Here is a 25395-nt window from a genome sequence, read left to right as displayed (position 1 = left end):
TGCGAGGAAGGCGTTCTAAACGAGTGGAGCAGCTTTGGCAAGCACGATTTCATATTGTCAAAACATCGAGTTTTCACGTATCCTTTGAGCTGTCATGTCATCCTCTAATGTTATACGGCTGCTCGTCTCTTCGGCCGGAATCCCGGCCGGCACGCTAACCGTCAAAGGATTTTCATCGTGATCAGTGTCGTCGTCGTCGATGATTCCGCGTTCATGCGCAAGGCGCTCGCCTCCATGCTCGAAAAGGATCCCGAGATCCATGTCGTGGCCACGGCCCGCGACGGGCAGGAAGGACTCGAGCTTATCCGCAAGCACAATCCCGATGTCATCACCCTGGACATCGAGATGCCCCGCATGGACGGTCTCACCGCGCTCAAGCACATCATGATGGAGATGCCCAAGCCCGTGCTGATGGTCAGCTCCCTCACCGTGGAAGGGGCCGAGGCAACGCTCAAGGCCATGGAGCTCGGCGCGGTCGATTTCATCCCCAAGCAGCTTTCCAAGGTCTCCCTGGATATCGTCAAGATCGAGGAAGACCTCCAGGCCAAGGTCAAGCAGATCGCCCGGCGCAAGTTCAGGCCGCCCATGGCCTTCCGCAAGACCTGCGTGCCCACGTTGAGCGCCCCCTGCGCCCCTGGGGAGCACGAGGCCCGCAAGGATTTCGTCAGGCCTTCCGGGTCGCTTACGCGCGACGTGGTGGCCATCGGCGTTTCCACCGGCGGGCCTCCGGCCGTGCAGAAGGTGCTCTCGGCCCTGCCCAAGGATTTTCCCGCCTCCATCGTCATCGCCCAGCACATGCCCGCGGCCTTCACCGGCCCCTTCGCCAAGCGCCTGGACGGCGTGTGCCAGGTGTCGGTCAAGGAGGCCGAAACGGGAGACAGGCTCGCCCCCGGGAAGGTGTTCATCGCGCCCGGAGGCAAGCACCTGAAGCTGATCCAGAAGGTGAGCCGGGTGGAGATCGAAATCACCACCGACCCCGCCGACGCCCTTTACAAGCCTTCGGCCAACGTGCTCGTGGGCTCGGCCGCCGAAGCCGTGGGCAAGCGCGCCCTGGGGGTGATCCTCACGGGAATGGGCTCGGACGGCCTCGAAGGCGTCAAAATTCTCAAGCAGAAAGGCGGTCGCGCATTGGCCCAGTCCGATTCCTCCTGCGTGGTCTACGGCATGCCCAAGGCCATCGTGGACGCGGGACTTGCCGACGAAATCGTGGACATCGACGAAATGGCCCAGGCCATCATGCACGGTCTCTATAAATGAGCAGCGAGCCGTCCGGAAAAGGGACGGCAGCCGGGGAGCTTATGGGTGAGCACGACGAATTGTTTGGCCAACTGCAGTCCGGAGACGTAGAGCAGGAACGCGAAGCCGCTTTCGCCGCCGGGGAAGCCAGAATCGAGGAAGCGGTCCCCCTGCTCGCCAAGCTGGTGCAGAGCCAGAACCTGGGCGTACAGGAGGCGGCCGACAGGGCGCTACGCCGCATCGGCGGCCCGGCCGTGGTGCGTGCCGTTGCTCCTCTTCTGCGCTCCGACGACCCGCCCGCCCGCAACATCGCCATGGACGTCATGCGCGAGGTCGGAGACCAGGACTTCCCGACCCTCGTGGCCCTTCTGCACGATGACGACCCGGACATGCGCATATTCGCCTCCGACATCATCGGCTCCACGGACAACCTCATGGCCGTGGACCCGCTCTGCGAAGCCCTGCTCAAGGACCCCGAAGTCAACGTCCGCTACCAGGCGGCGGTCAGCCTGGGGGCGCTCGGCAAGCCCGAGGCGGCCAAATGCCTCAACAAGGCCCTGGCCGACGACGAGTGGGTGCAGTTCGCGGTCATCGAGGCCCTGGCCAAGATACGCGACGAATCCTCCGTGAGCGCGCTCATCGGGGCGCTCGGAAAATCCTCCGACCTGGTGGCCTCCATGATCGTGGACGCCCTGGGCGAGATCGGCAACGTCAAGGCCGTGACCATGCTCATCAAGCGCCTGGACGACTCCCCGGCGGCGCTTCGCAACAAGATCTGCAAATCCGTGGTGAAGATCCTGGGCGGCAAGTCCTTGACCCTGCTGTCCGACGCCGAACGGGTCAAATTCCGTGACTACCTGCTGGCGGCGCTCTCAGACGAGGATACGGAAATCCAGGACGCGGCGGTGCACGGGCTGGCCTTCGTGGGCGGGACCACCTCATCCCAGGCCATTCTGGAGCTTGCCGGAGCCCTCGACCCGGACCGCGACCAGGACCGCCTCGAGCTGGCCATAACCACCCTGACTGCCATGGGACTCTCCGAAGCCCTGAAGAACGCGCTGACTTCCGGCGAACACGCCCTGTCCATGATCGCCGTGGAGGTCCTCTCCCGCATAGGCGGCCCCGAGGTTTCAAGCCTGCTCATGGCAGTCTTCTGGAAACGCGACCGGGACGTGCAGCGCGAAATCGTGCAGGCGCTGCTCAAGGTCGGCGGGGCCGAAGCCGTAGAGTTCTTCCAGGACGTGCTGGCCCGCAACGCGGACGGGACCGTGCTGAAGGGCGCCCTGGCCTTCCTGGGGCAGAAGATGCGCGTGGTCGGCGCGTCCGACGCCATTTTCGCCCTGCTGAGCCACCCCTATGACGACGTGAAGGAGGCGGCCCTTGACGCGTGCGTGGCCCTGGGGACGCCCGAGATGGCCTCTCGATTCAAGGAGATGGCCCGGTCGGACGAGCCCATCGACCGGCTCATGGCCGTCTTTGCCCTGGGCAAGATCGAGCCTGAGAAAAACCTCGTGGAACTCAAGGCCGCCCTTGAAGACGAAATCCCCGACATCCGCAAGGTCGCCATCGAAGCCGTGGCAGGCCTGTGCGCCCCGGACGGCGAGGGTCTGAAACTCCTGGTTTCCCGGCTTTCTGACGAGTCCCGGGAGGTGCGCATCGCCGTGGTTGAGCAGATCGGCCATTGCTGCTCCCTGAGCGAGGGCACCACCTACCTCGTGCAGGCGCTGGACGACCCGGACGACTGGGTACGCATCCGCGCCCTGGAGGCGCTCGGCATGCGCACGGCCCGCGAAGCCGCACCGAGGCTGGTGGAGCTTCTTGAGAGCCCCAACAAACTGGTGGCTCTCAAGGTGGTGGAGACGCTAGGAGAAATCGGCGGCAATGTCGCTTTCCGCGCTTTGCTGGAAGTGCTCAACGGAAGCGACCCGGAACTGACGGCAGCAGCGGAGGACGCGATCTCGAAGATTCAAGAAGAACAGGGTGTGGGTCACTAAATGTCCTCGCTTTTCTCCAAGACCATCTCCTTGCGAAAGGAGCTCAAGATTGCGGATTCCGAGTTCGTGCAACTCAGGGACTACATTTACCAGCAATCGGGCATCTACATCGCGGATAACCGCAAATACCTGCTCGAGAACAGGCTGGCCAACCGTCTCAAGGAACTCAACCTCAAGAGCTTCGCAGAGTACTACCATTTCCTGCAGTACGACCCCGGCAAGCGCCAGGAACTCAACCGCCTCTTCGAAGTGGTCACCACCAACGAGACCAGTTTCTACCGCAATCCGCCCCAACTGGCGGTCTTCCAGAACAACGTCCTCCCCGAGGTCCTCGATAAGCAGCGCAAGCTGGGCGGAAAAAAGCTGCGCATCTGGTCCGCCGGGTGCTCCACCGGAGAGGAACCGTACACCCTGGCCATCATCCTGCACGAGGTCCTGAAAAGCGAGATCAACTCCTGGGACATCAAGATCACGGCCAACGACCTGTCTGAAGCGGTCCTGGCCTCGGCCCGCAACGGGGTCTACAACGACTACACCCTGCGCACCACTCCCAAGGAGATCGTGACCAAGTATTTCTCAGCGGAGGACGGCAAGTTCAAGGTCAAGCCAGAGGTGAAGCGCCTGGTCAACTTCGGGCAGATCAACCTGAGCGACAAGGCCATGCTCAAGCGCGTGGACCGCTCCCAGCTGGTGTTCTGCCGCAACGTCATCATCTACTTCGACGACGAGATGAAAAAGAACGTCATCGGGTCGTTCTACGACAACCTGCTTCCCGGAGGATTCCTGCTCATCGGCCACTCGGAGTCGCTGCACAACATATCGCGCGCCTTCAAGCCGAAACACTACCCGGGCGCCATCATTTATTTGAAAGAAGGATAAAGAAAATCCGCATGTTGGCCGAGAAATATCATGATGGCCCAGCCCTTTCCCGCCGGAAACGGTGGTGAGCGAGCGTGGGAGCAAGCGTAGTGGCCATCGCCAACCAAAAGGGAGGCGTCGGCAAGACGACCACGGCCTTGTCGCTGGGGGGAGCCTTGGCCAGGCTGGGCAAAAAGGTCCTGCTGATGGACTTGGATCCGCACGGTTGCGCTTCGGTCCATCTGGGGATGTTTCCAGAGAACGTGCCCATATCGGCCTACGACCTGCTGCTGGCCGAGTCGTTCGACCGCGAGCTCTGGAACAAGGCCGTGATCCTGGCCCCGCAGGGGGGCGTGGACATAGTGGCCAGCAACGTCAGGCTTTCGGAGCTGGATATCGACCTCAAGGGACGCGAGAACAAGGGGCTTCTGCTCAAGAACCTGCTGGCCGAGGCGGCGCTGGGGTACGACTTCGTGATCCTCGATTGTCCGCCGAACATGGGAGTACTTCTGGTGAACGCGATGGTGGCCTCGGATCTGCTCATCATCCCCATCCAGACTGAGTTTCTGGCCTTGCACGGATTGCGGTTGATATTCGATTCGATCCGCCTGCTGAACAAGGTGCTCCCGAGGCCCGTGGCCTGGAAGGCCCTGGCCACCATGTTCGACCGGCGCGCCGGGGCGTGCCGCAGGGTGCTTGAGCTTCTGCGCAAGAAACTCGGCTCCAAGATGTTCGAGACGGTGATCGACATGGACACGCAGTTCAGGGAAGCCAGCGCCAGGGGACAGGTGATCTACGACGTGGCCCCGGAGTCCCGGGGAGCCAAGGAATACATGGCCTTGGCCAAGGAAATACTGCCCGCATGAAAACGCTGGAAAACTACTTTGAGCACGACGTGGCTCTCCCCGAATCGGGCCAGCGGTCCGCAGACTTGACGGGTTCCGAACGCGCGTTCCTGGAAAAATACGTCGGGGCAGGGTGGGAAAACACTCCGGAAGGCAGGGCCCTCAAAAGCCCCGTCCAGGCCGAGCAGGTCATGGGAGCCGCCACGGACCAGGAGGCACCCGAGTCCGGCGTGGACCTCGAGTCGAGCCTCATGGCCGAGGAAGAACTCAGGCTGGTGAGCTTTTACGTGTCGGGACAGGTCTTCGCCGTGCCCATCATGCTGGTGCAGGAGGTGCTTCGCGCCGTGGCGGCCACCAAGCTCCCGGCAGCTCCGCCGTTTCTCGCCGGAGTGACCAACCTGCGGGGCCGGGTGACGCCGCTTATCGACCTGGCCTGCCTGCTGGACGTGCCGGCCGAAGACGGGCAGGAGGACAATTTCCTCATCGTCTGCCGGTTGCGCGACATGCAGATAGGCTTGCGAGTTCGAGCCATCGACACCATGTACAAGGCCCCGCGTGCCGATATAGAATGGAACATCGAATCCCAGGTGGGCGTGAACGCTGAACTCATGGCCGGCCTGCTCAAGGCCGGCGACAGGCTGATCAAGATACTGTCGGTCAGCCGTCTCTTCCAGAAAGTGCTCAAGAGCTAGGAGCCCATTATGCCAAAGACGATTCTTATCGTGGACGATTCCAAAACCGTTCGCAACCTTGTGGCCTTCATCATGAAAAAGGAAGGTTTCAAGGTGGTCACGGCCGAGGACGGTCTCGATGGCCTGGAGAAGCTCTACTCCTCCGAGAAGATCGACCTGATCATCTCGGACATCAACATGCCCCGCATGGACGGCTTCACGTTCATCAAGAGCGTGCGGGAACAGGATGCCTACAGCGACATACCCATCGTGGTGCTCTCCACCGAAGGGCAGGAGAAGGACATCCAGGCCGGGCTCTCCATCGGCGCCAACATGTACATGGTCAAGCCGGCGCAGCCCGAGAAAATGGTCAAGAATGTCAAGATGCTGCTTGGCTAGACGGCTTCAATTCGCCTTACAGAGGTACTCATGAGCCAGGATTTCATGGATCCGGAACTCTTCGCCGATTTCATCGTCGAAGCCAAGGAGCACCTGGAGACCATCGAGCCCAACCTGCTTGAGCTCGAGAAGAACCCGGAGAACCTTGGCCTGCTCAACGAAATTTTCCGGCCCATGCATTCGCTCAAGGGCGCGTCGGGATTTCTGGGGCTCAACCAGATAAACGGCCTGGCCCACAAGGCGGAAAACATCCTCGACGAACTGCGCAAGGGCAAGATCGGCGTCACCGCTGGCATCATGGACGTTATCCTGGCTGCCACCGACGCCCTGCGGACCATGATCGACAGCCTGGAAACCCACGGCTACGAGGGCGAGGTCGAGACCGCCTCCATCATCCACCGCATCGAAGCCATCCTGGCGGGCGAGGAACTGCCTGCGGCCGCCCCTTCCGGGCAGACCGCGCCCGCGTCCGAACAGACTGCCGCCAGTTCCTCCGAGGAGGTTGACGTGCCCAGACCGGAAAAGACCCCCGGAGGAGAATCACGCGGCTTCATCATGCCGGAAGCCACTGAGACCGGCCCGTCCTACGGGCTTCAGGCCATCGGCGAGGGCCACCTGAACGATTTCCTCGAGGAAGCCCAGGAGATCATCGAAAACCTGAACGCCTCTCTTCTCGAACTGGAGAAGGATCCCGCGGGCGCGGGCGGCGATCTGGTCAACGACACCTTCCGCTACTTCCACAACCTCAAGGGCAACTCCGGCATCATCGGCCACAAGGAGCTCAACTCCCTCACGCACGAGGCAGAAACCCTGCTCAACAAGGTGCGCAAGGGGGAAATGACCGCCACCCCGCGCATGATCGACCTGCTGCTCGGCACCGTGGATATGATGGAGACCCTGGTCTCCAAAATCGACGCCAAGCACAACCAGGCCACGCCCATGGATATCTCCTTCCTGGTGGACAAGCTCCAGCAGGCCGTGGCCACGGGCGACGTGGATTTCGGGGACATGGCCGTGCAGGCCGAACCGCTCAAGTCGTCCGAGTCTGTTGATGAGGCCGCGCCCGAACCCGAAGCGGCGCAGGCCCCGGAAGCCGCTCCCAAGCCGGAAGCTCCGGCCCCCGCGGACGAAACGGCCTCGTCGTCCGGCGACTCCGGCCTGGACGACGAGGATAAGGAAATTTTCGAGGAAACCGTCACCCAGCAGCTGGCCAACATCCATCTGGCCCTGGACGAACTGGCCAAGGACGGCACCAACAAGGAATACATCGACGGGCTCTACCGTTCGCTGGACACGCTACGCAACTCAACAGGCTACATGGGCTTCGGTGAGCTCAAAACCTACGCCGAGCGCACCGCCGGGCTCGTGGACCAGGCCCGGAAGACCGGCATGGATTTCGAGATGATGCTCGACATCCTGCGCCAGGAGTGCGGCATCCTCGAGGACATGATCAAGGCCGCCTTGGCCGCGCTCATGGGCGGCGTGAAGGCCGCGCAGCCTGCCGCACCCGAGAAGGCCGAGACGGTCGTCACGCCTGCTCCCGCGAAAGAAGAGGCGGCCAAACCGGAACCCGCCCCCAAGCCCAAAAAGGAAGAAGCTCCCAAGGCGCAGCCGAAGGCCGAACCGGCCCAGGCCGCCGCTCCCGCGTCTAAAGCCGAGCCGAAACCCGCCCCCAAGCCGGAGGCGGCCGCCCCCGCGCCTGCCGCTCCCTCGGCTCCAGGTGCGGCCAAGGTGTCCTCCACCATCCGCGTGGATCATGAGAAACTCGACCACCTCATGAACCTGATCGGCGAGCTCATCATCAACAGAAACCGGTACGCCCTGCTGGCCCGCTCCCTGGAAGAGGGCAAGCTCGACGTGCAGGAAATCGCCCAGCAGCTCACCGAAACCACCTATGCCATGGCCAGGCTGTCCGACGACCTCCAGGACACCATCATGAAAGTGCGCATGGTGCCCGTTTCTTCGGTGTTCTCCCGCTTCCCGCGCTTGGTGCGCGACTTGTCGCGCAAGTCGGGCAAGGAAGTGGAGCTGATCATGGAAGGCGAAGAGACCGAACTGGACAAGTCGGTGGTGGAGGTCATCGGCGATCCCCTGGTGCACCTCATCCGAAACAGCGTGGACCACGGCCTGGAGACCGAGGAAGCCCGCCTCGCGGCTGGCAAGAGCCCCGTGGGCAAGGTCTGGCTTCGCGCCTACCACCGGGGCAACTCCGTGGCCATCGAAGTGGAGGACGAGGGCAAGGGCATCGATCCGGCCAAGATGCGCGAGGTGGGCATCCGCAAGGGGCTCATCACCCCCGAGGAGGCCAAGAACCTCGACGACCGGGACGCCCTGGAACTCATCTTCATGCCGGGCTTTTCCTCGGCCGAGAAGATCACCGACATATCCGGGCGCGGCGTGGGCATGGACGTGGTGCGCACCAACATCAAGAATCTCAAGGGCACCGTGAGCGTGACCAGCGAGGTGGGCAAGGGCACCAAGTTCACCATGGCCCTTCCCCTGACCCTGGCCATCATCGACGCCCTCATGGTCATGGTGGGCGACCAGACCTACGCCATCCCCCTGGACGCGGTGTCAGAGACCACCAAGATCGAGGTCAAGCGCATGACCGAGGTCAACAAGCGCAAGGCCGTGACCCTTCGCGGAGAGGTCCTGGGCATTATCGAGCTGCGCGAGGTGCTCGAACTCCCTCCCGCCCCGGAAGACGACAAGGAGATCGTGTCCATGGTCATCCTCCACGACAACGACCGCCGCCTGGGGGTCATCGTGGACAAGTTGCTGGAGCGGCAGGAAGTGGTCATCAAGCCCCTGGGCAGCTATCTCTCGGAGTTCGACACGCGCGGTCTCTCGGGCGCAACCATCATGGGCGACGGCTCGGTGGTGCTCATCCTCGACCCCCACGAAATATACCTCATGTCCACCTCGCAGCGCTGAACGCGTGGCGGATAGTGCGGCGCGACACGAGAACGACAAGGCTGCCCCGGGGTTTCCGAGGCAGCCTTGCTCGTATTCAACAATCGGTTGGCACTACCGGCCGGCCCGGCGGCGCTTGCGCAAGCCCAGCAGACCGGCCCCTGAGCCGAGAAGGAGGAGGGACGTGGGTTCAGGGGTGGGGCAGGTCATGCTGTAGGCGAATTCGCCGGTGCTGTCCTGGGCCGTGATGAAGTGGAGGGTGTTCACCGGGATATTCGGGAAGATGAAGCTGCCGGCAAAGCTGCCCGTGGCGTCGAGGGACGCGCTCAGCATCACTTGCCCGTCCAGAAGCAGATCGAAGGGACTCAGGGACTCAAGTCCAGAGACGCTGAACGGGTAGGAAACCCCGGGTTTGGGCACGCCGTCCCCGAAGGTTTCCAGGGTGGGGTCTTCCAGCCAGCGGATCAGGTCGAAATCAAAAATGCTGTCGTCGAAGATGGACACACCGTCGCCGGCCGTGGCCACCAAGGGCAGGTCCGTGGCCAAGGAAGGGATGGCCAGGGCAGCCTTGGGTATGTCGAAGAGGTAGTTGGTTTCGGCAGGGATACCGGGTTAGTCGATATCGACTAGCGAGTCGGCTATCACGGCCTGGAGTGAGCTGAGGGGGCTGACGACCGTCAATGTTACCGCATCGATGACGGAACCGGTCAGGGAGAATCCGGGGGTTCCGAAAACGCCGCTGGCCGAGATCTTGACGACCCTGTCCACTCCGGGCAGGCCGCTGTAGGCTACGCCCGTGGCGGCGTTCTGGTCGGAGTCGAACCCCAGTGTGTAGGTCGCGCCGATGGCGCTGCCTGGCAGGGGGGTCTGCACCGAAATCTGCGACTGGATGACCCCCGAGGATTCCAGCGATGCCAAGAACATCTGGTGCAGGTCGAAAATGGCCGGCGCGCCACCCTGGTCGTTGCCGGCATCCGTGTTGGCGCCGAACTGCTGCTTGTCCTTGACTGCCGGAAAGGCGGAGTTGAACTGCGTGGAGCACTTGCCGACGAAGTACTTGCGGGTCTGCATCTCCGCGATCTGGTCCGCGGTCAGCTTGGTATCCGTCCGGTAGTTGCTGGGGGCCATCAGGTTCTCTTTCCCCGTCTCGCCCGGCGTATTGGGGGTGTGGCCGCCGGCGTTGGCCTTCTGAGTGGATGTGACCGTGTGTCCCGCCCCCAGGGTCATCACATGGCCGATCTCGTGGGCGATGGTCTGGCCGGTTTCGGCCGCAGTGGCACGGTTCTTCACGATAAGGGTCGGGTCCTTGTGGACGCTGATGCCCGGGTTGGTGGGCGATTCCGTTGTGGGCGTCTTGCCGAAACAGATCTTGAGCCCCTTCTGGTTGGGGAGCTTTTCGAGTTCCTTGCCGCCGAAGGTGCGCACGGCTTTTCGTTCATCCTTGTTGAATTCCCCGTCATTTCCGGCATCGCCTTCGGTGGCGTTCTGCACCTTGACCACCACGAGCTGCATGTTGGCCTGCTTGTGAGCCTTGTTGGCCTCCTTGATGGCGTCCTTGGCGCCGTCTGGGGTCATCCCCGCATCGGGGTAATGTTCACGATCACGGGAATCTGAATGGCTGAAACCTGCCCGAACGCAACGGAAGACAGGGACAGGGCAACAATGAGACCGTGTAGGAATAATCCTGGGATAAGCATTCCTTTTTTCATGGATAATCCTCCATGCGGTAACATGATTGCAGGAACAGACGGAAATCCGTACTTGCCGCCAAGTAAGAACGGTACTGACTGGCGGGAGAGGAGTAGGTGAAAAAGAGGACGAGTGAAATCTTAGCAAGCAACATCCGTTCCGCTTGCGTGCTTCTTGCCAAGGAAAGGAAAAGGTCAGGAAATAACTCTCGAATTATTCCGCCGATTCGACCCGGGTCAAACAAGGCGGAACATAACGCGACACCAGGCTGTTAAGCATCCAGACGCCTGTCGGGATGCTTAACGGCACTAACATTTCGCGCTCCGAGTTCGACATGCGCGGGCCGTCGGGCATGTAGCGCTTTTCTCACGAAGAAACGAACGGGCGGCTCCTCATGGGGGGCCGTCCTTTTTCGTGGGTGGTATCCCCGCAAGCCCGTCAGCCGGGGAGGACGCCCGTGCCCCACGGGTTGTCCACCAGGATGCGCCAGACACCGTCCCGGCGGCGATGGACATCCGCGGACCGGCCGCTCATGAGGACCGGCGTACCGTCCGCCCCGGTGCCCGACAACGTCCAGGAACCCAATACAAGCGCAATGTCTCCGGTGCTTACGACCTCAACCGGATCGATAACCAGGGTGGGCTTCAGGGCAATGAACCCGGCCAGGGCGTTGCGGACTTCTTCTTTGCCCCGGGCTATCCGCCCGGGGGAAACCACGAAGACCGCCTCGTCGTCATAAAGGCCCGCGGCTGCGTCGAGATCACCGCTTTTGAGGGCTTTACACAGGGCCGAGAACAGATCCTGCGAAGAATGCTCGGGCATGGAGCCTCCTTTCCCCCGGACCGAGGGCCGCGACATGCGGCCCGGTCATATGCGGGAGGGACGAGGCATCCTACACCCTCCGGCCGGAAAAGAAACGGGGGAAGGCCTGCCTAGCCGAAAAAGAAACGGGAGACGGCCACCGCCATGCCCGAAAGCCCAGCCACGGCCAGGGCGTATCCGGTCACGCAGTGGAGTTTCAGGCGAAGCGGGTTCTGGTTCTTGAGCACCATGCTCCAGAGCAGTCCGGCCATGACGAAGGCCGTCAGGGCCACGGCCTCGCCCCAGAAGAACGAGGCCCGGATGGGCATGTCCCTGACCACGGGCCAGAGCAGGGCGAAAAGCGCGCCCTGGGAGGCCAAGGCTCCGGCGCTGCCGCCCAGGGCCCACTTGCCGGCCATCTTGAGGGCGTAGTTGTAGTAGTCGCGCCCGAAGTCATCCTTTTCCCGGCGGTAGATCAGGTAGAGCGGGGCGGATGCTCCGGCCATGGCCAGGGTCAGGGCGAGCACGCTCGGAAGAAGCAGCCAGGACGCGGAGTCCAGGGGCGGAAGGAAGAGGGTCGGGTCGGCGGCAGGGTCGGCGGAGCTGACGGCGAAATGCCTGAAGAACGACAGGAACAGGTAGCCCAGGCCCCAGCCGCAGACGGTGGCGGCCATTCCCATGGCGGCATGGGCGGGGCGGTTCTCCTTGAGGATCTGCCAGGTGGCCCGGTAGGCCACGGCCAGGACGGCGCACAAGACGAGCAGGGCGGCCAGGGGAGCCAGGGGCAGGGGCCAGCCCAGCCAGAAGGAGGCCGCGGCGGGGAACACCATGGGCAGGAAGCCCGCCGCCGCCCCCAGGCAGGCCGTGGCGATGATCCCGGCCAGAAGGCAGAAGGTGGCGGTCTGCTGCCCGTACTTGTCCCGGAAGACCTTCACCCGCTTGGGCGGGTTCAGGAGCATCGACGCACTGGCCAGGGGCAGGCCGGCTGCGGCCAGGGCCAGGGAAAGGGGCAGGCAGACGAGGGCCGTTATGGCCGCGAAGAGAAGGTTCTCGTTCACGCTGGACCGGACTCCTTGTGGACTTGTGACCGCGCAGGCGCGGCGCCGGTTATGTGCCTGAAAAACGCCCGCGATGCAACGCGCTTGGACCGGCTTACCGGAAAACCGGAAGTTTGTGTTCGACCAAGCGATTTTCCGGCCCGGGGAGCTTGCTTTCACGGCAAGGCTCGATTATCGCAATGAAAACTCTTGGAGGATGCGGTGAAACGATTCGGCCTGACCGTCCTGGCACTTGCGCTCGCCGTCTCCGGTTGCGCCCAGAACAAGGGCAAGGCCGGGCAGGAGGCCACCCAGGCTTCCCGGCTGGACAACCTCGAGGCCGGATTCTCCCGTTTCCAGGAACAGCAGCGGGCCCGGGACGCCGACATCGACTACAAGCTGCGAGACATCGCCAGCCGCCTGGACCGCCTTGGCCAGGGCCAACCCGCCGTCCCCTCCAAGACCCAGAAGGGCAAGGACCACAAGCCCGCACCCGTGGCCGGTTCCCGCCAGCCGGTGGCGTACGGGCAGGTGATCCCGTATTCCTCTCTCGCTTCGGGCGCGCCGGGCGCTCCCGCCGCCACGGCAGCGCAGCCCTCCCCGCAGGCGCAACCGGTTCCCGCGACGCCCGCTCCCCAGCCGCTGCCCGTCTTGCAGCCCCCGGTGGTGACGCTCGGCGAATCAGCCAAGCAGCCCGTGCCCATGGCAGCTCCAGCCGTTGAAGGTTCCAGGTTCGCCAAGGGCAAGCAGGCGGCCCGCACGCCTCAACCTCTCGCTTCCGCGGCCCAGCCCGCGCCCGTTTCTTCCGCCGCACCCTCCACTACTCCGGCCAAGCCGCAGGGCACCACGCCGCAACCGGCACCCGCCGCGCCTGCAGCTCAGACGGCCGCACCGCAGGCCGCGGACGTCCAGGAGCAGCTGCTTTACACCGAGGCGCTTCGCGCTGTCTCCGCCAACCACAACGACGAAGGCCGCCGGAAATTCAACGACTTTCTGGCCAAGTATCCCAGCTCCCCCAAGACCCCCGAGGCCCTTTACTGGATCGGCGAGAGCTACATGGGCGACAAGAGCTACAACCAGGCCATCTTGAGCTTCAAGGAAGTGACCACCCGCTTCCCCAAGGACTCCAAATCAGCCGAGGCCCTGTACCGCATCGCGGACGCCTACGAGCGACTGGGGGACAAGGCCAACGCCGCCTTCCACCTGAAAATGCTCGTAGACGAGCACCCGTCCTCCGAATTCTCCGGCAAGGCCAAGCAGAAGCTCAAACAGCTGGGCCAGTAGCGCCGTGACCGATCCCCAGCGCCAGGAGTTTTGGGCCAGCCTGTGCCTCAAGCACGCGCCGGGGCTCGGCCCTCGCACGTCCAAAAAGATCCTCGAACGCTTCGGCTGCGCGGCCAAGGCCGTGGAGCGGGCCAGGAGTTGGCACGACCTGGGGCTTGCGTCCTCCACGCAGGTGCAGGCGTTTCTGGCCGAATCCTGGCGCAAAAACGCCGAGGAGGAGTTGGCCACGGCCGAGGACAAGGGCATTGCCGTGCTGCCGTGGCCGGACGCGCGCTATCCTGAGCGGCTGCGCGAAATCCCCGATCCGCCGGTGTTTCTCTACGCGGTTGGCGACCTGGGGCTTCTGGACAATCCGGGAGTGGCCATGGTGGGCTCGCGCGACTCAACCCGCTACGGCATCGAGCTGGCCCACCGCATCGCCACGGACCTCTCCGGGACGGGGGTCACCGTGGTTTCCGGGCTGGCCTACGGTATCGACCGCGAGGCCCACATGGGCGGCCTCACGGGGCCTGGAAGCTCGATCGCGGTGATGGGCACGGGGCCGGACCTCATCTATCCCGCGTCCAACCGGGACATCTGGCGGGAACTGTCCGAGAAGGGGCTCATCCTCTCCGAATTTCCGCCTGGAACCAAGCCGCTGGCCAGCAATTTTCCTCTGCGTAACCGCATCATCAGCGGCCTCTCGCTGGGCGTTCTGGTGGTTGAGGCCACCACCAAGTCCGGCAGCCTGATCACGGCCCGGCTGGCCATGGAGCAGGGCAGGGAGGTGTTCGCGGTGCCTGGGCCGGTGTCCCTGCCCAGCTACCGGGGATGCCACGAGATCATCAACAAGGGGGCCAAGCTGGTGCACGGTGCCGAGGAAATCCTCGTGGAACTCAAACCCCAGCTGGAGGCCTTCCTGGCCAATCGGGGACTGCCCCGTCCCATCGCTCGGCTCACGCCGGCACCCGAACAGGCTCGCCTTCTGCCCGGCGCCTCTCCCGCATCGCGCGCTCCCAAACGCTCCAAGACCCCTCGAGCCGACTCCGGCCAGCCTGCGGCACCCGCGAAGCCGAAACGGGTTTCCAAAGGGCAGCGCCTTTTGGCCGCCGAAGGCATCCTCCCCCTCACGCCTTCGCCCCTCAACGAAGCCACCCCGCCCCCCGTCACCGGCTCTTCGCCGTCTGCCCCCACCACCTCCACGCCTTTCGAAACCGACGTGGCCGGGCATCTGGCGGCCATGGGGGCCACGCACATCGACTCGCTTTGCCGGGTGTTCGGGCGCGACGCCTCGGAAATGAGCCGCACCATGGTGGTGCTGGAGCTGAAAGGGGTTGTGCGCAGGCTGCCCGGCGGATACTATCTCACGGCATAAACACCGGAAGGAGCCCCCAGGGCATGCAGAAAATACCGCTCAACCTCGCCAAGCCCGGTTTCGTGCTGGCCAAGCCCGTGGCGCGCGCCGACGGCATGGTGGTGGCCCCGCAGGGGGCCGAGCTCACCGAGGCGCTCCTGGACAAGTTCGACATGATGGGCGTGGATCAGGTGGTGGTGGAGGGCGAGCCCATCCAGACCGAGGGAGTGGCCTCCGGCACCAACTACGACACGCGCTTGGCGCGCCTGGACCATCTCTTCCGCCACCATGCGCAGGATCAATGGATGAATCAGGTCAAGTCGCTCCTGACCAACTATTTCAAGATGAAGGTGGCCTCCAAGGCCGGATGACGCCGCGTTTTCGAAAACCCGGAACAGGTTTCGGAAATCAAACCATTGGTTCCGCTGGCTGCTGGCCGCGGCAGGAGCATACGTCATGGTCGAGGACCTGAAACTCGAACGCAAGGACCAGATCCTGGCGGTGAAGGATCTGCCGACGCTGCCCAAGGTGCTCGACGAGGTGTCGCGCCTGGTCAGGGACCCGGATTCCTCCACCGAACAGATCGCCAAGCTCATCTCCATGGACCAGGTGCTTTCAGCCAAGGTCCTCAAAATGGTGAACTCGCCCATCTACGGCTTTCCGGGGCGCATAAGCTCCATCCACCACGCGTTGGTGCTGCTGGGCTTCAACGTGCTGCGCGGCGTGATCGTCTCCACCTCGGTCATGGACATGATGAACCAGGCCATGGTGGGCCTGTGGGAGCACTCAGTGGGCTGCGCCCTGGCCAGCTCCACCATCGCCCGGCACGTGGGCCTCAAGGATGTGGAAGATGTGTCCGTGGCCGGCCTGCTTCACGATCTGGGCAAGGTGGTCACGGCGGTGCAGTTGCCGGACATGAAGTCCGGCATCGACTCCCTGGTCAAGGCCAAGGATCTGACCTACCTGGACGCCGAAAAGGAATTCATGGGTTTCGGGCACGACCGGGTGAACGCCTGGATCGCCGACCACTGGAAACTGCCGCCCAGCATCAAGGAGGGCATGAGCTACCACCACAAGCCCCAGCTGGCACGGCTCTACCCCGAGGTGGCCTGCTGCGTGCACCTGGGCGATTTCATGGTCCGGGTGTTCGAATACGGCTCGGGCGGCGATGACAACGTGCTCTACCTGGAGCCCGAAGCCCTCAAGAAGCTCAAGCTCAAGCCCTCCGACCTGGAAGCCATCCTGGACCAGCTCTCGGAGCAGTTCCTGGAGATCGCGGACCTGAGCTTCGTCTAGCGCCGCATTACGGGAATATTCACAATGAACGCCCAAGCCTGCCACCTGCCGCGCCCCCAGAAGGTTTATCTTCTCTCCGCGGACAAGAATCTCAAGGACACCCTCGCGAACCTGTGGGACGACGGACAGCTGGAAATCGTCCATTTCGACCGGGGCAGGGGGGCCATCGAGGTTCTGTTCAACGAACTGCCGGATCTGCTCATCGTGGACAACGATCTGCCGGACATGCCCGGCCTGGACGTGGTGAACCTGGTCAAGAGCGAGAACGTCTACCGCCAGCTGCCGGTGATCCTGGCCATCCGCGAGGAAAGGCTCCTGGAGGGGGCGGCCTGGTGCTCGGCCGAGGTGGACGACCTCATCATCGTGCCCTCGAGCCCCGCCCGGATGAAGGCCCGCATCTACCTGACCATCACCCGCGCGTCGCGCGCCTTCGACGCCAACCCCCTGTCCAAGCTGCCGGGCAACACCTCCATCATCCAGCGCATCCAGGAGATGATCGACCGCAGGGAAGATTTCGCCCTGGCCTACGCCGACCTGGACTACTTCAAGAGCTTCAACGACAAGTACGGCTTCTCCCGCGGCGACGAGGTGCTCATGATGAGCGCGCGGGTCATCGTGAACACCATCCGGGGCTTTTCGGGCGTGCGTTCCTTCGTGGGCCACGTGGGAGGCGACGACTTCGTGTTCATCCTGCCCCCGGACAAAGTGGAGCTGGCCTGCCAGCGGATCGTCGAGAACTTCGACTCCATCGTGCCGCACTTCTACGACGAAGACGACCGGGCCAAGGGCTACATCCAGTCCACGGACAGGGAGGGCAACATGCGCACCTTCCCGCTCATGGCCATTTCCATCGCCGTGGTCTTCAACGTGGACGGCCGACTCAAGCACTACGGCGAGGCCTCCCAGATCGCCATGACGCTCAAGAAGAAGGCCAAGGAGAACCCCAAGAGCTCCTATGTCCTCGACAAACGCCAAGCCTGACGCCCCCCTTCCCGATACCGCCCTCGGCTTCCTGGCCTGGCTCTCCGTGGAGAAGGGCTACGCCGGGGCCACGCTCAAAGCCTATGAGTCGGACCTGCAATACTTCGAGCAATACTTGAAGGGTAAGGGCAAGACCCTGGCCGCCCCCAAGACGCTCACGCGCCGCGACATCCAGGGATTCATGGCCGAACAGCACCGCGCCCGCCAGGCCAAGACGTCCATGGCGCGCAGGCTCTCCTGCCTGCGGGGGTTCTTCAAACACCTCATCCGCCGTGGAGTGCTGGTCCTCAATCCCGCCCAGGGGCTCTCCAACCCCAAGCTCTCCAAGCCGCACCCCAGAAGCCTCAATGTGGACCAGGCGTTCTCCCTGCTTGACGCCCCGGCCGGAGAGGGAGGGGCCGGCGGGACAGGCGACCCGGAAGCCGTCCGCGACGCGGCCTTAGCCGAACTGCTCTATGGGTCGGGCCTGCGCGTGAGCGAAGCCCTGGGACTTGAACTCAACGACGTGGACATCGCCTCCGGCGTGGCCCGGGTGACGGGAAAGGGCAGCAAGGAACGCCTTGCCCCCCTGTCGGACACCGCCATGGCCGCGCTCAAAGCCTATCTGCTGGTTCGCCACGCCTTCGCGCCCGAGCCCTCCGAGCAGGCGTTCTTCCTGGGCCAGCGCGGAGGGCCCCTGCAGCGCCGCCAGGCCAATCGGATTCTCGAGGCCATGAGCAAGAGGGCCGGGCTGCCCACGGCCGTGAGCCCGCACGTGCTGCGCCACAGTTTCGCCAGCCACATGCTGCAGAGCGGGGCGGACATGCGCGCCGTGCAGGAGCTTCTGGGGCATGCGCGGCTCTCCACCACCCAGCGCTACACCCACCTGGACCTGGCGCAGCTGACCCGGGCCTATGACAAGGCCCATCCCCGGGCCAAGTCGCGCCCGGCGCCTGAAGAACCCGACAGCTAACCCAGCCTCCCGCTCCTCTGGCCTTTGGCTCCGGAGGCCAACGGCCTATCATCCGACTTCGGCCATCACCTCACGCATCCTCCGTACTTCCGCCCCCGATGCGAAGCGAAGGGGGATTCCAAAGGGACTGGTCCCTTTGGCCGCCGGAGGCTCTTCAATCTTGCTCTTCTTCCAGCCTTTCACCGCGCAAGCCTCTCCATGCCTGGCTTCCCACTGCTCCAGAAGGGCCTCTCCCATCCGGCTTGACAAAACGCGCCATTACACGGTTGAAATCCCCGGCTCGACTCTTTATATACTTTTGCTGGGCGTGCGATTGCCGCCCGAGTTATCCTCATGTCGAAAAACAAACCCGCTCCAATCATCGTCAAACGCGAAGAAGACGGCCACGCGGCCCACCACGGCGGCAGCTGGAAGGTGGCCTACGCCGACTTCGTGACGGCCATGATGGCCCTGTTTCTGCTGATGTGGCTGACCATGGCGCTCAAGCCCCAGCAGAAGGAACAGCTCTCGGCCTTTTTCCAGGACCAGGACCTCCCCAAGCGCGAACGCCCGCAGGAGACGGTTGTCCTGCCCACCTACGTGGCCAAGGACGTGCAGCAGGGCACCCCCCAGTTCAAGCTCTCCCAGGAGGAGAAGTTCAAGTACGAGGTCGCGCTGCTCATCAAGCAGCTCATGGACAACAACCCCAACATGAAGCAGAACTCCGGCATAAGCTCGGACAAGGTCGGCGTGCTGCTCCACGTCAACAACGCCGTCATGTTCCAGCCGGGGTCGGCAGTGCTCAAGCCCGAAGCCTTCAAGCTCCTGGACGACGTGGTTGGGGTGCTCAAGAAGATCAAGGTGGACCTGGTTGTCCGCGGCCACACCGACGACATCGAGTCCGGCAATGGCCTGTCCAAGTTCGAACTCTCGGCGCTTCGCTCCGCCGCGTGCGTACGCTACATCGTCGAAAAAGGGGGCATCCCCTCCACACGGGTCAAGGCAGCCGCCTACGCCGACAGCCAGCCCATAGCCCCAAACACCTCCGATCAGAACCGCGCCATCAACCGACGGGTGGAATTCCTCTATCATTCGCAGGAAATGGCCAACCTCTATTAACGGAAGCGAGCCTACATGCGCCTTCTCATACTGCTCCTCGCCCTCGCAGCCGCCTGTCCGGCCTGGGCCGGGAAACCGGCCGTCTCCAGCCCCCTGGCCATCCAGATCGACGCTTCGGCCCAGACCGAACCCGGCGGCAACCTGTCGCGGCTGGTGGACCCGGCCAACACCACCGGCGTAGCCGTGGGGCAGTGGATCGAATTCGGCTTCTCCAAGCATGTGGTGGTCACGCGCATGACGGTGGTCAACGGCTGGGCCGCGCACGGGTCCTTCAGGCAATACGGGCGCATCCGCACGGCCGTGCTGGCCTTCGACGACGGCGGCACCCAGACCGTCACCCTCAAGGACACCGACAAGCCCCAGACCATCACGCTCACCGGGCGCGGCTCCGCAGTGCGCTTGAGCGTCTCGGAGGTCTACGCCGGCTCGGCCTCCAGCGTTCCCTACCTGTCACGCGTCTCCTTCGAGGGCTACGACCCCGCCGAGCAGCAGGTGACGATCACCGGCCGCTATGAGGGCTGCGTGCGCTCGCGCTCCAGCTCCAGCTGGGGCGGCCAGGACGAGCCCTTCTACTATTGCGTGCGCTTCAAGGCCGACGATGGCACCTTCTACGGCTGCATCGACGATCTTTGCTTCCACCCCAAGGACCATGTGGGCACGCGCCTGCAAGTGACCGGCGTGGTCAAGCCCGGCAACGTCCTTCAGGTGCTGGAGGCCAAACCGGTCAAATAGCGCCCGTGATATCGCTTCTGACCACCGCCATCCGCTTCCCCGACCCGGAATCAGCCGATCCCGGGGGGCTTCTGGCCGTGGGCGGCGACCTGAGCGTGGCCCGGCTGATGGAAGCATACAGCCACGGCATCTTCCCCTGGTACAACGACGAGCATCCCATCCTCTGGTGGTCGCCCGACCCCAGGCCTGTGCTTTTCCCCAAGGACCTCGTCCTGGATTCCCGCTTCCGGCGCTACCTGCGCAACCATCCCTTCCGGGTGAGCGTGGACACCGACTTCCAGGCCGTGATCAGCGCCTGCGCCGTCATGGACCGCCCTGGACAGGCGGGCACCTGGATCACCGACGACATGATCCGGGCCTATGTGCGCCTGCACCAGGCCGGGCATGCCCACAGCGTGGAGTGCCGCCTGGACGGACGCCTCGTGGGGGCCATCTACGGCGTGTCCGTGGGGCGGGCGTTTTTTGGTGAATCCATGTTCCACGAGGTTCCGCAGGCCTCCAAGGTGGCCTTCGTCCATCTGGTCTGGCTGCTCAAAGAATTAAAGTATCACTTTATGGATTGCCAACAGGCCACACCGCATGTGGTCCGCTTCGGCGCCCGCGAGATTCCCCGAAAGCTGTTCACGCGCATGGTGGAGGCCGCGTCGGCCATGAATGAGGAACCGGACGGCTGGCTCACGCCCGCGTGGTGGAGCGACCCGGACAAACGCAAGGAGCATCTGCATCATGGATGGTGAGCGGATCGTGCTGGACGTTCGCGGCAAGTGCTGAGGCGTGGGCGCGGAGGTCGGGTGGCACCTCCGGTTCGTCGGGGCCTCGCGCGTGGACGTGTGGGCCAACGCCGGCCAGGCCTCGATTTTCGAGGAACTGGCGCACACGTTCTCACAGTGGCGGCTTGAGCGGGAAGAGATCGACGGGGCGGTGCGGTTCAGCTTTGTGAGGTGAAAGGCGGGGCAGCGCCCCGCCTTTCACAATAAATCTAGCTTTTCTCCAGCCCGAACCATTTGCCCAGAACAGCGGGCTTGAACGCGGCCATGATGTCCAGGAGTTCTGCCGGGTTGTCGCCCTGGATCAGGTTGTTGCGGTGCGGACCTTTCAAGAATCCCTGTTCCACCATGTGGTCCAGGAAGGCGGCCAGTTTGTCGTAATAGCCCTGGACGTTGTAGAATCCCACGGGCTTGGCGTGCAGCCCCAGCTGTCCCCAGGTGGCCACCTCGAAAATCTCCTCCAGTGTGCCCAGGCCGCCGGGCATGGCGATGAACCCGTCAGAGAGTTCGGCCATCTTTGCCTTGCGCTCGTGCATGGACTCCACCTCGAACATTTCGGCCAAGCCCTCGAAGGCCAGTTCCTTGGCTTTGAGGAATCCCGGCAGCACGCCTACCACACGGCCTCCGGCATCGGCCACGGATCTGGCCAGAATGCCCATCAAGCCGTTCTTGGCCCCGCCGTAGACCAGGGTGATCTTGCGGGCGGCCAAGAGGCCGCCGAGGGTTTCGGCCGCCTGGGTGTACCCGGGCGACGTGCCGGGGTTGGACCCGAGGAACACGCAGACGCTTTTCATTGTTGTTGTGCCTCCACGATGGGGGGGTGCTGGCTCAGGTCAAAGAAGCCTCGGATGGGGAAGGGCAGGGTGTAGTTGGGAATCTTGTCGAAGAGGATGAACCCGATGTCCTTGCCTTCGGTGATGTCGCACAGGGCCGGGATGCCGAGAGGCACGGGGAAGTCGATGGGGCAGGAGCGTATGGCCTCGAGCTTGCCCTTGTAGCGCTCCTGGAAGTAGGCCACCATCATGTCGCGCTCTTCGGGGGTGAACGACTCCATCACCAGCTTGCGGCCGGAGCCGATGTCGGCGTCCATGTCGGGGTGCATGGGATCGCCCAGCACCACGTCCCAGTCGTAGCTCTCCTCCTCCAGGCAGTCCCATTCGGGGCGGAAGAGATGGACCTCCACGTCCTTGCGCCCCTTGAAGCTTTTGATGACGATGGACATGGACCAAGCCCTGTCCACGGGCAGTTTTTCAAGGGCCGGGACGATATCGATCAACATGGATGCCTCCGAGCTTGTTTTATGGCCTTCAAGGCCGTAGAATCTACCTGTTCGTAACCGCGAGGGAAAGATTTGAAAATTCTGGACAAAAGTCAATCGGGGTTCACGCTTTCCAGCCCCTATTCGCCCCAGGGCGACCAGCCACGCGCCATCGAGGAGCTCACGGCCAACCTGGCCACGGGCATCCGCGACCAGGTGCTGCTCGGGGCAACGGGCACCGGCAAGACCTTCGCCATGGCCCAGGTGATAGCCAAGTCCAACCGCCCGGCGCTGATCATGGCCCCCAACAAGACCCTGGCGGCCCAGCTCTTCAACGAGTTTCGGGGCCTCTTCCCGGACAACGCCGTCGAATACTTCGTCAGCTACTACGATTATTATCAGCCGGAAGCCTACCTGCCCCGCACGGATACATACATCGAGAAGGACTCGTCCATCAACGAAGATATCGACAAGCTCCGCCATAGCGCCACCCATGCGCTGCTCACCCGCCGAGACGTGGTCATAGTGGCCTCGGTGAGCTGCATCTACGGCCTGGGCTCGCCCGAATACTACGCCAAGATGGTGATTCCCCTGGAGGAAGGCCAGCGCGTCTCCATGGAGGAGGTCATCACCCGGCTGGTGGAGGTGCAGTACGAGCGCAACGACGTGGACTTCCACCGCGGCGTGTTCCGGGTGCGCGGCGACGTGCTGGAGATCATCCCGGCCTACAGCCGCGAGCGGGCGCTGCGCCTGGAGTTCTTCGGCGACGAGATCGAATCCATGCTGGAGACGGACCCGCTTACGGGCGAGGTGTTCGGCCGGCTGAAAAAAACGGTGATCTTCCCCAACTCCCACTACGTGTCTGACCGCGACAACCTCTCGCGGGCCATGAGCGACATCCGTGACGAACTGCGCGAGCGCCTGGTCTTCTACAAGGACCGGCAGATGCATGTGGAGGCCCAGCGCATCGAGCAGCGCACCCTCTACGACCTGGAGATGATCGAGGAGCTGGGCTACTGCAACGGCATCGAGAACTATTCGCGCCACCTGGACGGCCGCAGGCCCGGCCAGCCCCCGGCCACGCTCATCGACTATTTCCCCAAGGATTTCATCCTGTTCATCGATGAATCGCACATAACGGTGCCGCAGATCGGGGGCATGTTCAACGGCGACCGGTCCCGCAAGTCCACCCTGGTGGACTACGGCTTCCGCCTGCCCTCGGCCTTGGACAACCGGCCGCTCAACTTCCAGGAGTTCCAGGAGCGCATCGGCCAGACCATCTACGTCTCGGCCACGCCCGGCCCCTGGGAGCTGGAGCGCGCCCAGGGCCTGGTGGTGGAGCAGATCATCCGTCCCACGGGCCTGCTCGACCCCCAGCCCGAAGTGCGCCCCACCAAGGGACAGGTGGACGACCTGCTCTCCGAGTGCAAGAAGCGCATGGCCGCCGGCGAACGCGTGCTCGTGACCACGCTCACCAAGCGCATGGCCGAGGAGCTCACCGACTATTTCAACAAGTTCGGCGTCACCGCCCGCTACCTGCACTCCGACATCGACACCCTGGAGCGGGTGGCCATCATCCAGGCCCTTCGTGCGGGCGAGTTCGACGTGCTCGTAGGCATCAACCTGCTGCGCGAGGGGCTGGACATCCCCGAAGTGTCGCTGGTGGCCATCCTGGACGCGGACAAGGAAGGGTTCCTGCGCAGCGCCCGTTCGCTCATCCAGACCTTCGGCCGCGCCGCGCGCAACGTTTCCGGCAAGGTGATCATGTACGCGGACTCGGTCACGCGCTCCATGCAGGAAGCCATGGACGAGACCTCGCGCCGTCGCGCCAAGCAGGAGGCGCACAACCTGGAGCACGGCATCGTCCCCCAGACCATCCGCAAGGAGATGGACAACGTCCTGGAAGCCATTTACGCCCAGGGCAAGGCCGAAAAGGGGCAGAAGGCCAAGGGCGCGAGCTTCATCGACGAGATCATGCAGCGCGCCCAGGACGCCGGCACCGTGGAAAAGCTCATCAAACGTCTGGAGAAGGACATGCGGGCAGCCGCCAAGGACCTGGCCTTCGAACGCGCCGCCGAACTGCGCGACGCCATCACCACCCTCAAGGTGAAGCACGGAAAGGAGGGCGCGTGAAGCGCCGGGGCCCCAAAGGCATGAAGGGCGCGGCCGGCCGGTTCGCCGCGTTGAGAAAAAGGCTCGGGGTCCTGTGGCCGGTGATCGCGGGCCTGTGCTCCCTGGTGGTGGTCTTCGTGATGGGCACCACCGGCTTCATGGTCATCGAGGGCTGGGACCTGTTCGACAGCGTCTACATGATGCTCATCACCCTCTCCACGGTGGGCTACGGCGAGGTGCATCCCCTATCGCGCGCGGGCCGTGTGGTCGCCTCCCTGGTGATCCTGTTCGGGGTGGGCACGTTTTTCTACCTGGCGGGCGCCTTCGTGCAGCTGGTCATCGAGGGGCATATCCAAAACATTTTCGGGAGGCGCAGGATGCGGCGGGCCATCGACAAAATGCATGGGCACACCATCGTCTGCGGATACGGCCGCATCGGGGCCATCGTGGCCCGGGAGATCGACGCCGAGGGCCACGACGTGGTCGTGGTGGAGCGCTCCCAGCAGCTCATCGACGAGCTGCAGCAAAAGGATCTGCCCTTCGTGCCCGGCGACGCCACCAAGGACGAGGTCCTGTTGGCTGCCGGGCTCAACAGGGCAAAATCATTGGTTTCTGCCCTTACGGACGAATCGGCCAACGTCTATGTCACCCTCACCGCGCGCCAGCTCAACCCGGACATCTACATCGTGGCCCGGAGCGAATCGCCGGACCACTCCCAGCGCCTGATCCGGGCCGGGGCCAACCAGGTGCTCTTCCCGCACCTCTACGGCGGCATCCGCATGGCCCAGTCCGTGCTGCGCCCCACGGTGCTCGGGTTCATGGACCTGGCCATGCGCGGCGACATCGAGGACTTGCAGATGGAGCAGCTCACCATCGCCCCCGGATCGCCCGTGGCCGGCAAGGACCTGATCGAGTCGCAGTTGCGCCAGCGCTTCAACATCATCGTCATCGGCATCAAGAAGGCCGACGGCAAGCTGCTGTTCAACCCGCAGCCCCAGGCGGTGCTTGAGGCCGGAGACACCCTGATCCTGGTTGGCGGCAAGCAGAACCTCGCCGCCATGCAGAACGAGCTGGCGTGATGGGTTGGGACGCCTCCGGCGGCCGAAGGGACGAGTCCCTTTGGAATCCCGTGTAATGGG

24 protein-coding genes are annotated in these 25395 nt (G+C 63.7%); 18 read left to right on the top strand and 6 right to left on the bottom strand.

Annotated features, from left to right (window positions below):
• Positions 1-177 precede the first annotated feature (177 nt).
• The 7 genes from ML540_RS15775 (at position 178) to ML540_RS15745 (ending at position 8937) form a co-directional block, all read left to right on the top strand.
• Positions 178-1257 carry a protein-glutamate methylesterase/protein-glutamine glutaminase gene (locus tag ML540_RS15775; RefSeq protein WP_243363359.1) on the top strand — a complete coding sequence of 360 codons (1080 nt, stop codon included), beginning with the start codon at positions 178-180 and terminating at the stop codon, positions 1255-1257.
• 41 nt (positions 1258-1298) lie between these two features.
• On the top strand, positions 1299-3230 hold the full coding sequence (locus tag ML540_RS15770) for a HEAT repeat domain-containing protein (protein ID WP_243363358.1): 1932 nt from the start codon (positions 1299-1301) through the stop codon (positions 3228-3230).
• Positions 3231-4109: a CheR family methyltransferase gene (locus ML540_RS15765; RefSeq protein ID WP_243363357.1), complete on the top strand. Its 879-nt coding sequence runs from the start codon at positions 3231-3233 to the stop codon at positions 4107-4109.
• Positions 4110-4183: 74 nt separating this feature from the next.
• Positions 4184-4954: a ParA family protein gene (locus ML540_RS15760; protein ID WP_243363356.1), complete on the top strand. Its 771-nt coding sequence runs from the start codon at positions 4184-4186 to the stop codon at positions 4952-4954.
• Complete coding sequence (locus ML540_RS15755) at positions 4951-5625, top strand: chemotaxis protein CheW (RefSeq protein ID WP_243363355.1); 675 nt, start codon at positions 4951-4953, stop codon at positions 5623-5625. The genes ML540_RS15760 and ML540_RS15755 overlap by 4 nt, the downstream gene beginning before the upstream one ends.
• A gap of 9 nt (positions 5626-5634) precedes the next feature.
• Entirely contained in the window at positions 5635-6003 is a 369-nt protein-coding gene (locus tag ML540_RS15750) for a response regulator (protein ID WP_243363354.1), read from the top strand.
• Positions 6004-6033: 30 nt separating this feature from the next.
• The gene (locus ML540_RS15745) at positions 6034-8937 is read left to right on the top strand and encodes a chemotaxis protein CheA (protein WP_243363353.1); all 2904 of its coding nucleotides are present in this window, start codon (positions 6034-6036) and stop codon (positions 8935-8937) included.
• Between the two features lie 93 nt (positions 8938-9030).
• Here the strand turns inward: ML540_RS15745 and ML540_RS15740 are convergent, their stop codons facing one another.
• From ML540_RS15740 to ML540_RS15725, 4 genes are all read right to left on the bottom strand, one after another.
• Positions 9031-9462, bottom strand: a complete 432-nt coding sequence (locus ML540_RS15740; protein ID WP_243363352.1) for a PEP-CTERM sorting domain-containing protein — start codon at positions 9460-9462, stop codon at positions 9031-9033.
• Positions 9463-9528: 66 nt separating this feature from the next.
• The gene (locus ML540_RS15735; RefSeq protein WP_243363351.1) at positions 9529-10491 is read right to left on the bottom strand and encodes a zinc-dependent metalloprotease; all 963 of its coding nucleotides are present in this window, start codon (positions 10489-10491) and stop codon (positions 9529-9531) included.
• A 552-nt stretch (positions 10492-11043) separates the two neighbouring features.
• Positions 11044-11427 (bottom strand): YybH family protein, encoded by a 384-nt coding sequence (locus ML540_RS15730; RefSeq protein WP_243363350.1) that lies wholly within the window; start codon positions 11425-11427, stop codon positions 11044-11046.
• A 110-nt stretch (positions 11428-11537) separates the two neighbouring features.
• Entirely contained in the window at positions 11538-12464 is a 927-nt protein-coding gene (locus ML540_RS15725; RefSeq protein ID WP_243363349.1) for a hypothetical protein, read from the bottom strand.
• A 201-nt stretch (positions 12465-12665) separates the two neighbouring features.
• Here ML540_RS15725 and ybgF point away from each other — a divergent pair, with 201 nt between their 5' ends.
• The 9 genes from ybgF to aat all read left to right on the top strand — a co-directional run bounded on the left by ybgF (position 12666) and on the right by aat (position 20856).
• A complete protein-coding gene (gene ybgF, locus ML540_RS17980) occupies positions 12666-13727 on the top strand; it encodes a tol-pal system protein YbgF (protein ID WP_341482668.1) in 1062 nt (353 codons plus the stop codon).
• A 4-nt stretch (positions 13728-13731) separates the two neighbouring features.
• Positions 13732-15081, top strand: coding sequence for a DNA-processing protein DprA (gene dprA, locus ML540_RS15715; protein ID WP_243363348.1), 1350 nt, complete (start codon positions 13732-13734; stop codon positions 15079-15081).
• Positions 15082-15104: 23 nt separating this feature from the next.
• Entirely contained in the window at positions 15105-15431 is a 327-nt protein-coding gene (locus ML540_RS15710) for a hypothetical protein (protein ID WP_243363347.1), read from the top strand.
• 85 nt (positions 15432-15516) lie between these two features.
• Complete coding sequence (locus ML540_RS15705) at positions 15517-16356, top strand: HDOD domain-containing protein (RefSeq protein ID WP_243363346.1); 840 nt, start codon at positions 15517-15519, stop codon at positions 16354-16356.
• 24 nt (positions 16357-16380) lie between these two features.
• Positions 16381-17337, top strand: coding sequence for a GGDEF domain-containing protein (locus tag ML540_RS15700; RefSeq protein WP_243363345.1), 957 nt, complete (start codon positions 16381-16383; stop codon positions 17335-17337).
• On the top strand, positions 17312-18289 hold the full coding sequence (locus ML540_RS15695) for a tyrosine recombinase XerC (RefSeq protein ID WP_243363344.1): 978 nt from the start codon (positions 17312-17314) through the stop codon (positions 18287-18289). The genes ML540_RS15700 and ML540_RS15695 overlap by 26 nt, the downstream gene beginning before the upstream one ends.
• A 333-nt stretch (positions 18290-18622) precedes the next feature.
• Positions 18623-19387, top strand: coding sequence for an OmpA/MotB family protein (locus ML540_RS15690; RefSeq protein WP_243363343.1), 765 nt, complete (start codon positions 18623-18625; stop codon positions 19385-19387).
• Between the two features lie 15 nt (positions 19388-19402).
• On the top strand, positions 19403-20119 hold the full coding sequence (locus ML540_RS15685; protein ID WP_243363342.1) for an NADase-type glycan-binding domain-containing protein: 717 nt from the start codon (positions 19403-19405) through the stop codon (positions 20117-20119).
• A gap of 5 nt (positions 20120-20124) precedes the next feature.
• On the top strand, positions 20125-20856 hold the full coding sequence (aat, locus tag ML540_RS15680) for a leucyl/phenylalanyl-tRNA--protein transferase (protein ID WP_243363341.1): 732 nt from the start codon (positions 20125-20127) through the stop codon (positions 20854-20856).
• 242 nt (positions 20857-21098) lie between these two features.
• Here aat and ML540_RS15675 read toward each other — a convergent pair whose 3' ends face one another.
• Both ML540_RS15675 and ML540_RS15670 read right to left on the bottom strand, forming a co-directional pair.
• Positions 21099-21680 (bottom strand): LOG family protein, encoded by a 582-nt coding sequence (locus tag ML540_RS15675; protein ID WP_243363340.1) that lies wholly within the window; start codon positions 21678-21680, stop codon positions 21099-21101.
• Positions 21677-22165 carry a hypothetical protein gene (locus ML540_RS15670; protein ID WP_243363339.1) on the bottom strand — a complete coding sequence of 163 codons (489 nt, stop codon included), beginning with the start codon at positions 22163-22165 and terminating at the stop codon, positions 21677-21679. Before ML540_RS15670 ends, ML540_RS15675 begins: the two co-directional genes overlap by 4 nt.
• A 72-nt stretch (positions 22166-22237) precedes the next feature.
• Here ML540_RS15670 and uvrB point away from each other — a divergent pair, with 72 nt between their 5' ends.
• Both uvrB and ML540_RS15660 read left to right on the top strand, forming a co-directional pair.
• A complete protein-coding gene (gene uvrB, locus ML540_RS15665) occupies positions 22238-24277 on the top strand; it encodes an excinuclease ABC subunit UvrB (protein WP_279343490.1) in 2040 nt (679 codons plus the stop codon).
• Entirely contained in the window at positions 24274-25335 is a 1062-nt protein-coding gene (locus ML540_RS15660) for a potassium channel family protein (protein WP_423747898.1), read from the top strand. Before uvrB ends, ML540_RS15660 begins: the two co-directional genes overlap by 4 nt.
• Positions 25336-25395 lie beyond the last annotated feature (60 nt).

The organism is Fundidesulfovibrio terrae (genome assembly GCF_022808915.1).
GTDB classification, from domain to species: Bacteria; Desulfobacterota; Desulfovibrionia; order Desulfovibrionales; family Desulfovibrionaceae; genus Fundidesulfovibrio; species Fundidesulfovibrio terrae.
Note: the sequence above shows the minus strand (reverse complement) of the source record. Positions and strands in the feature narration are given on the sequence as shown.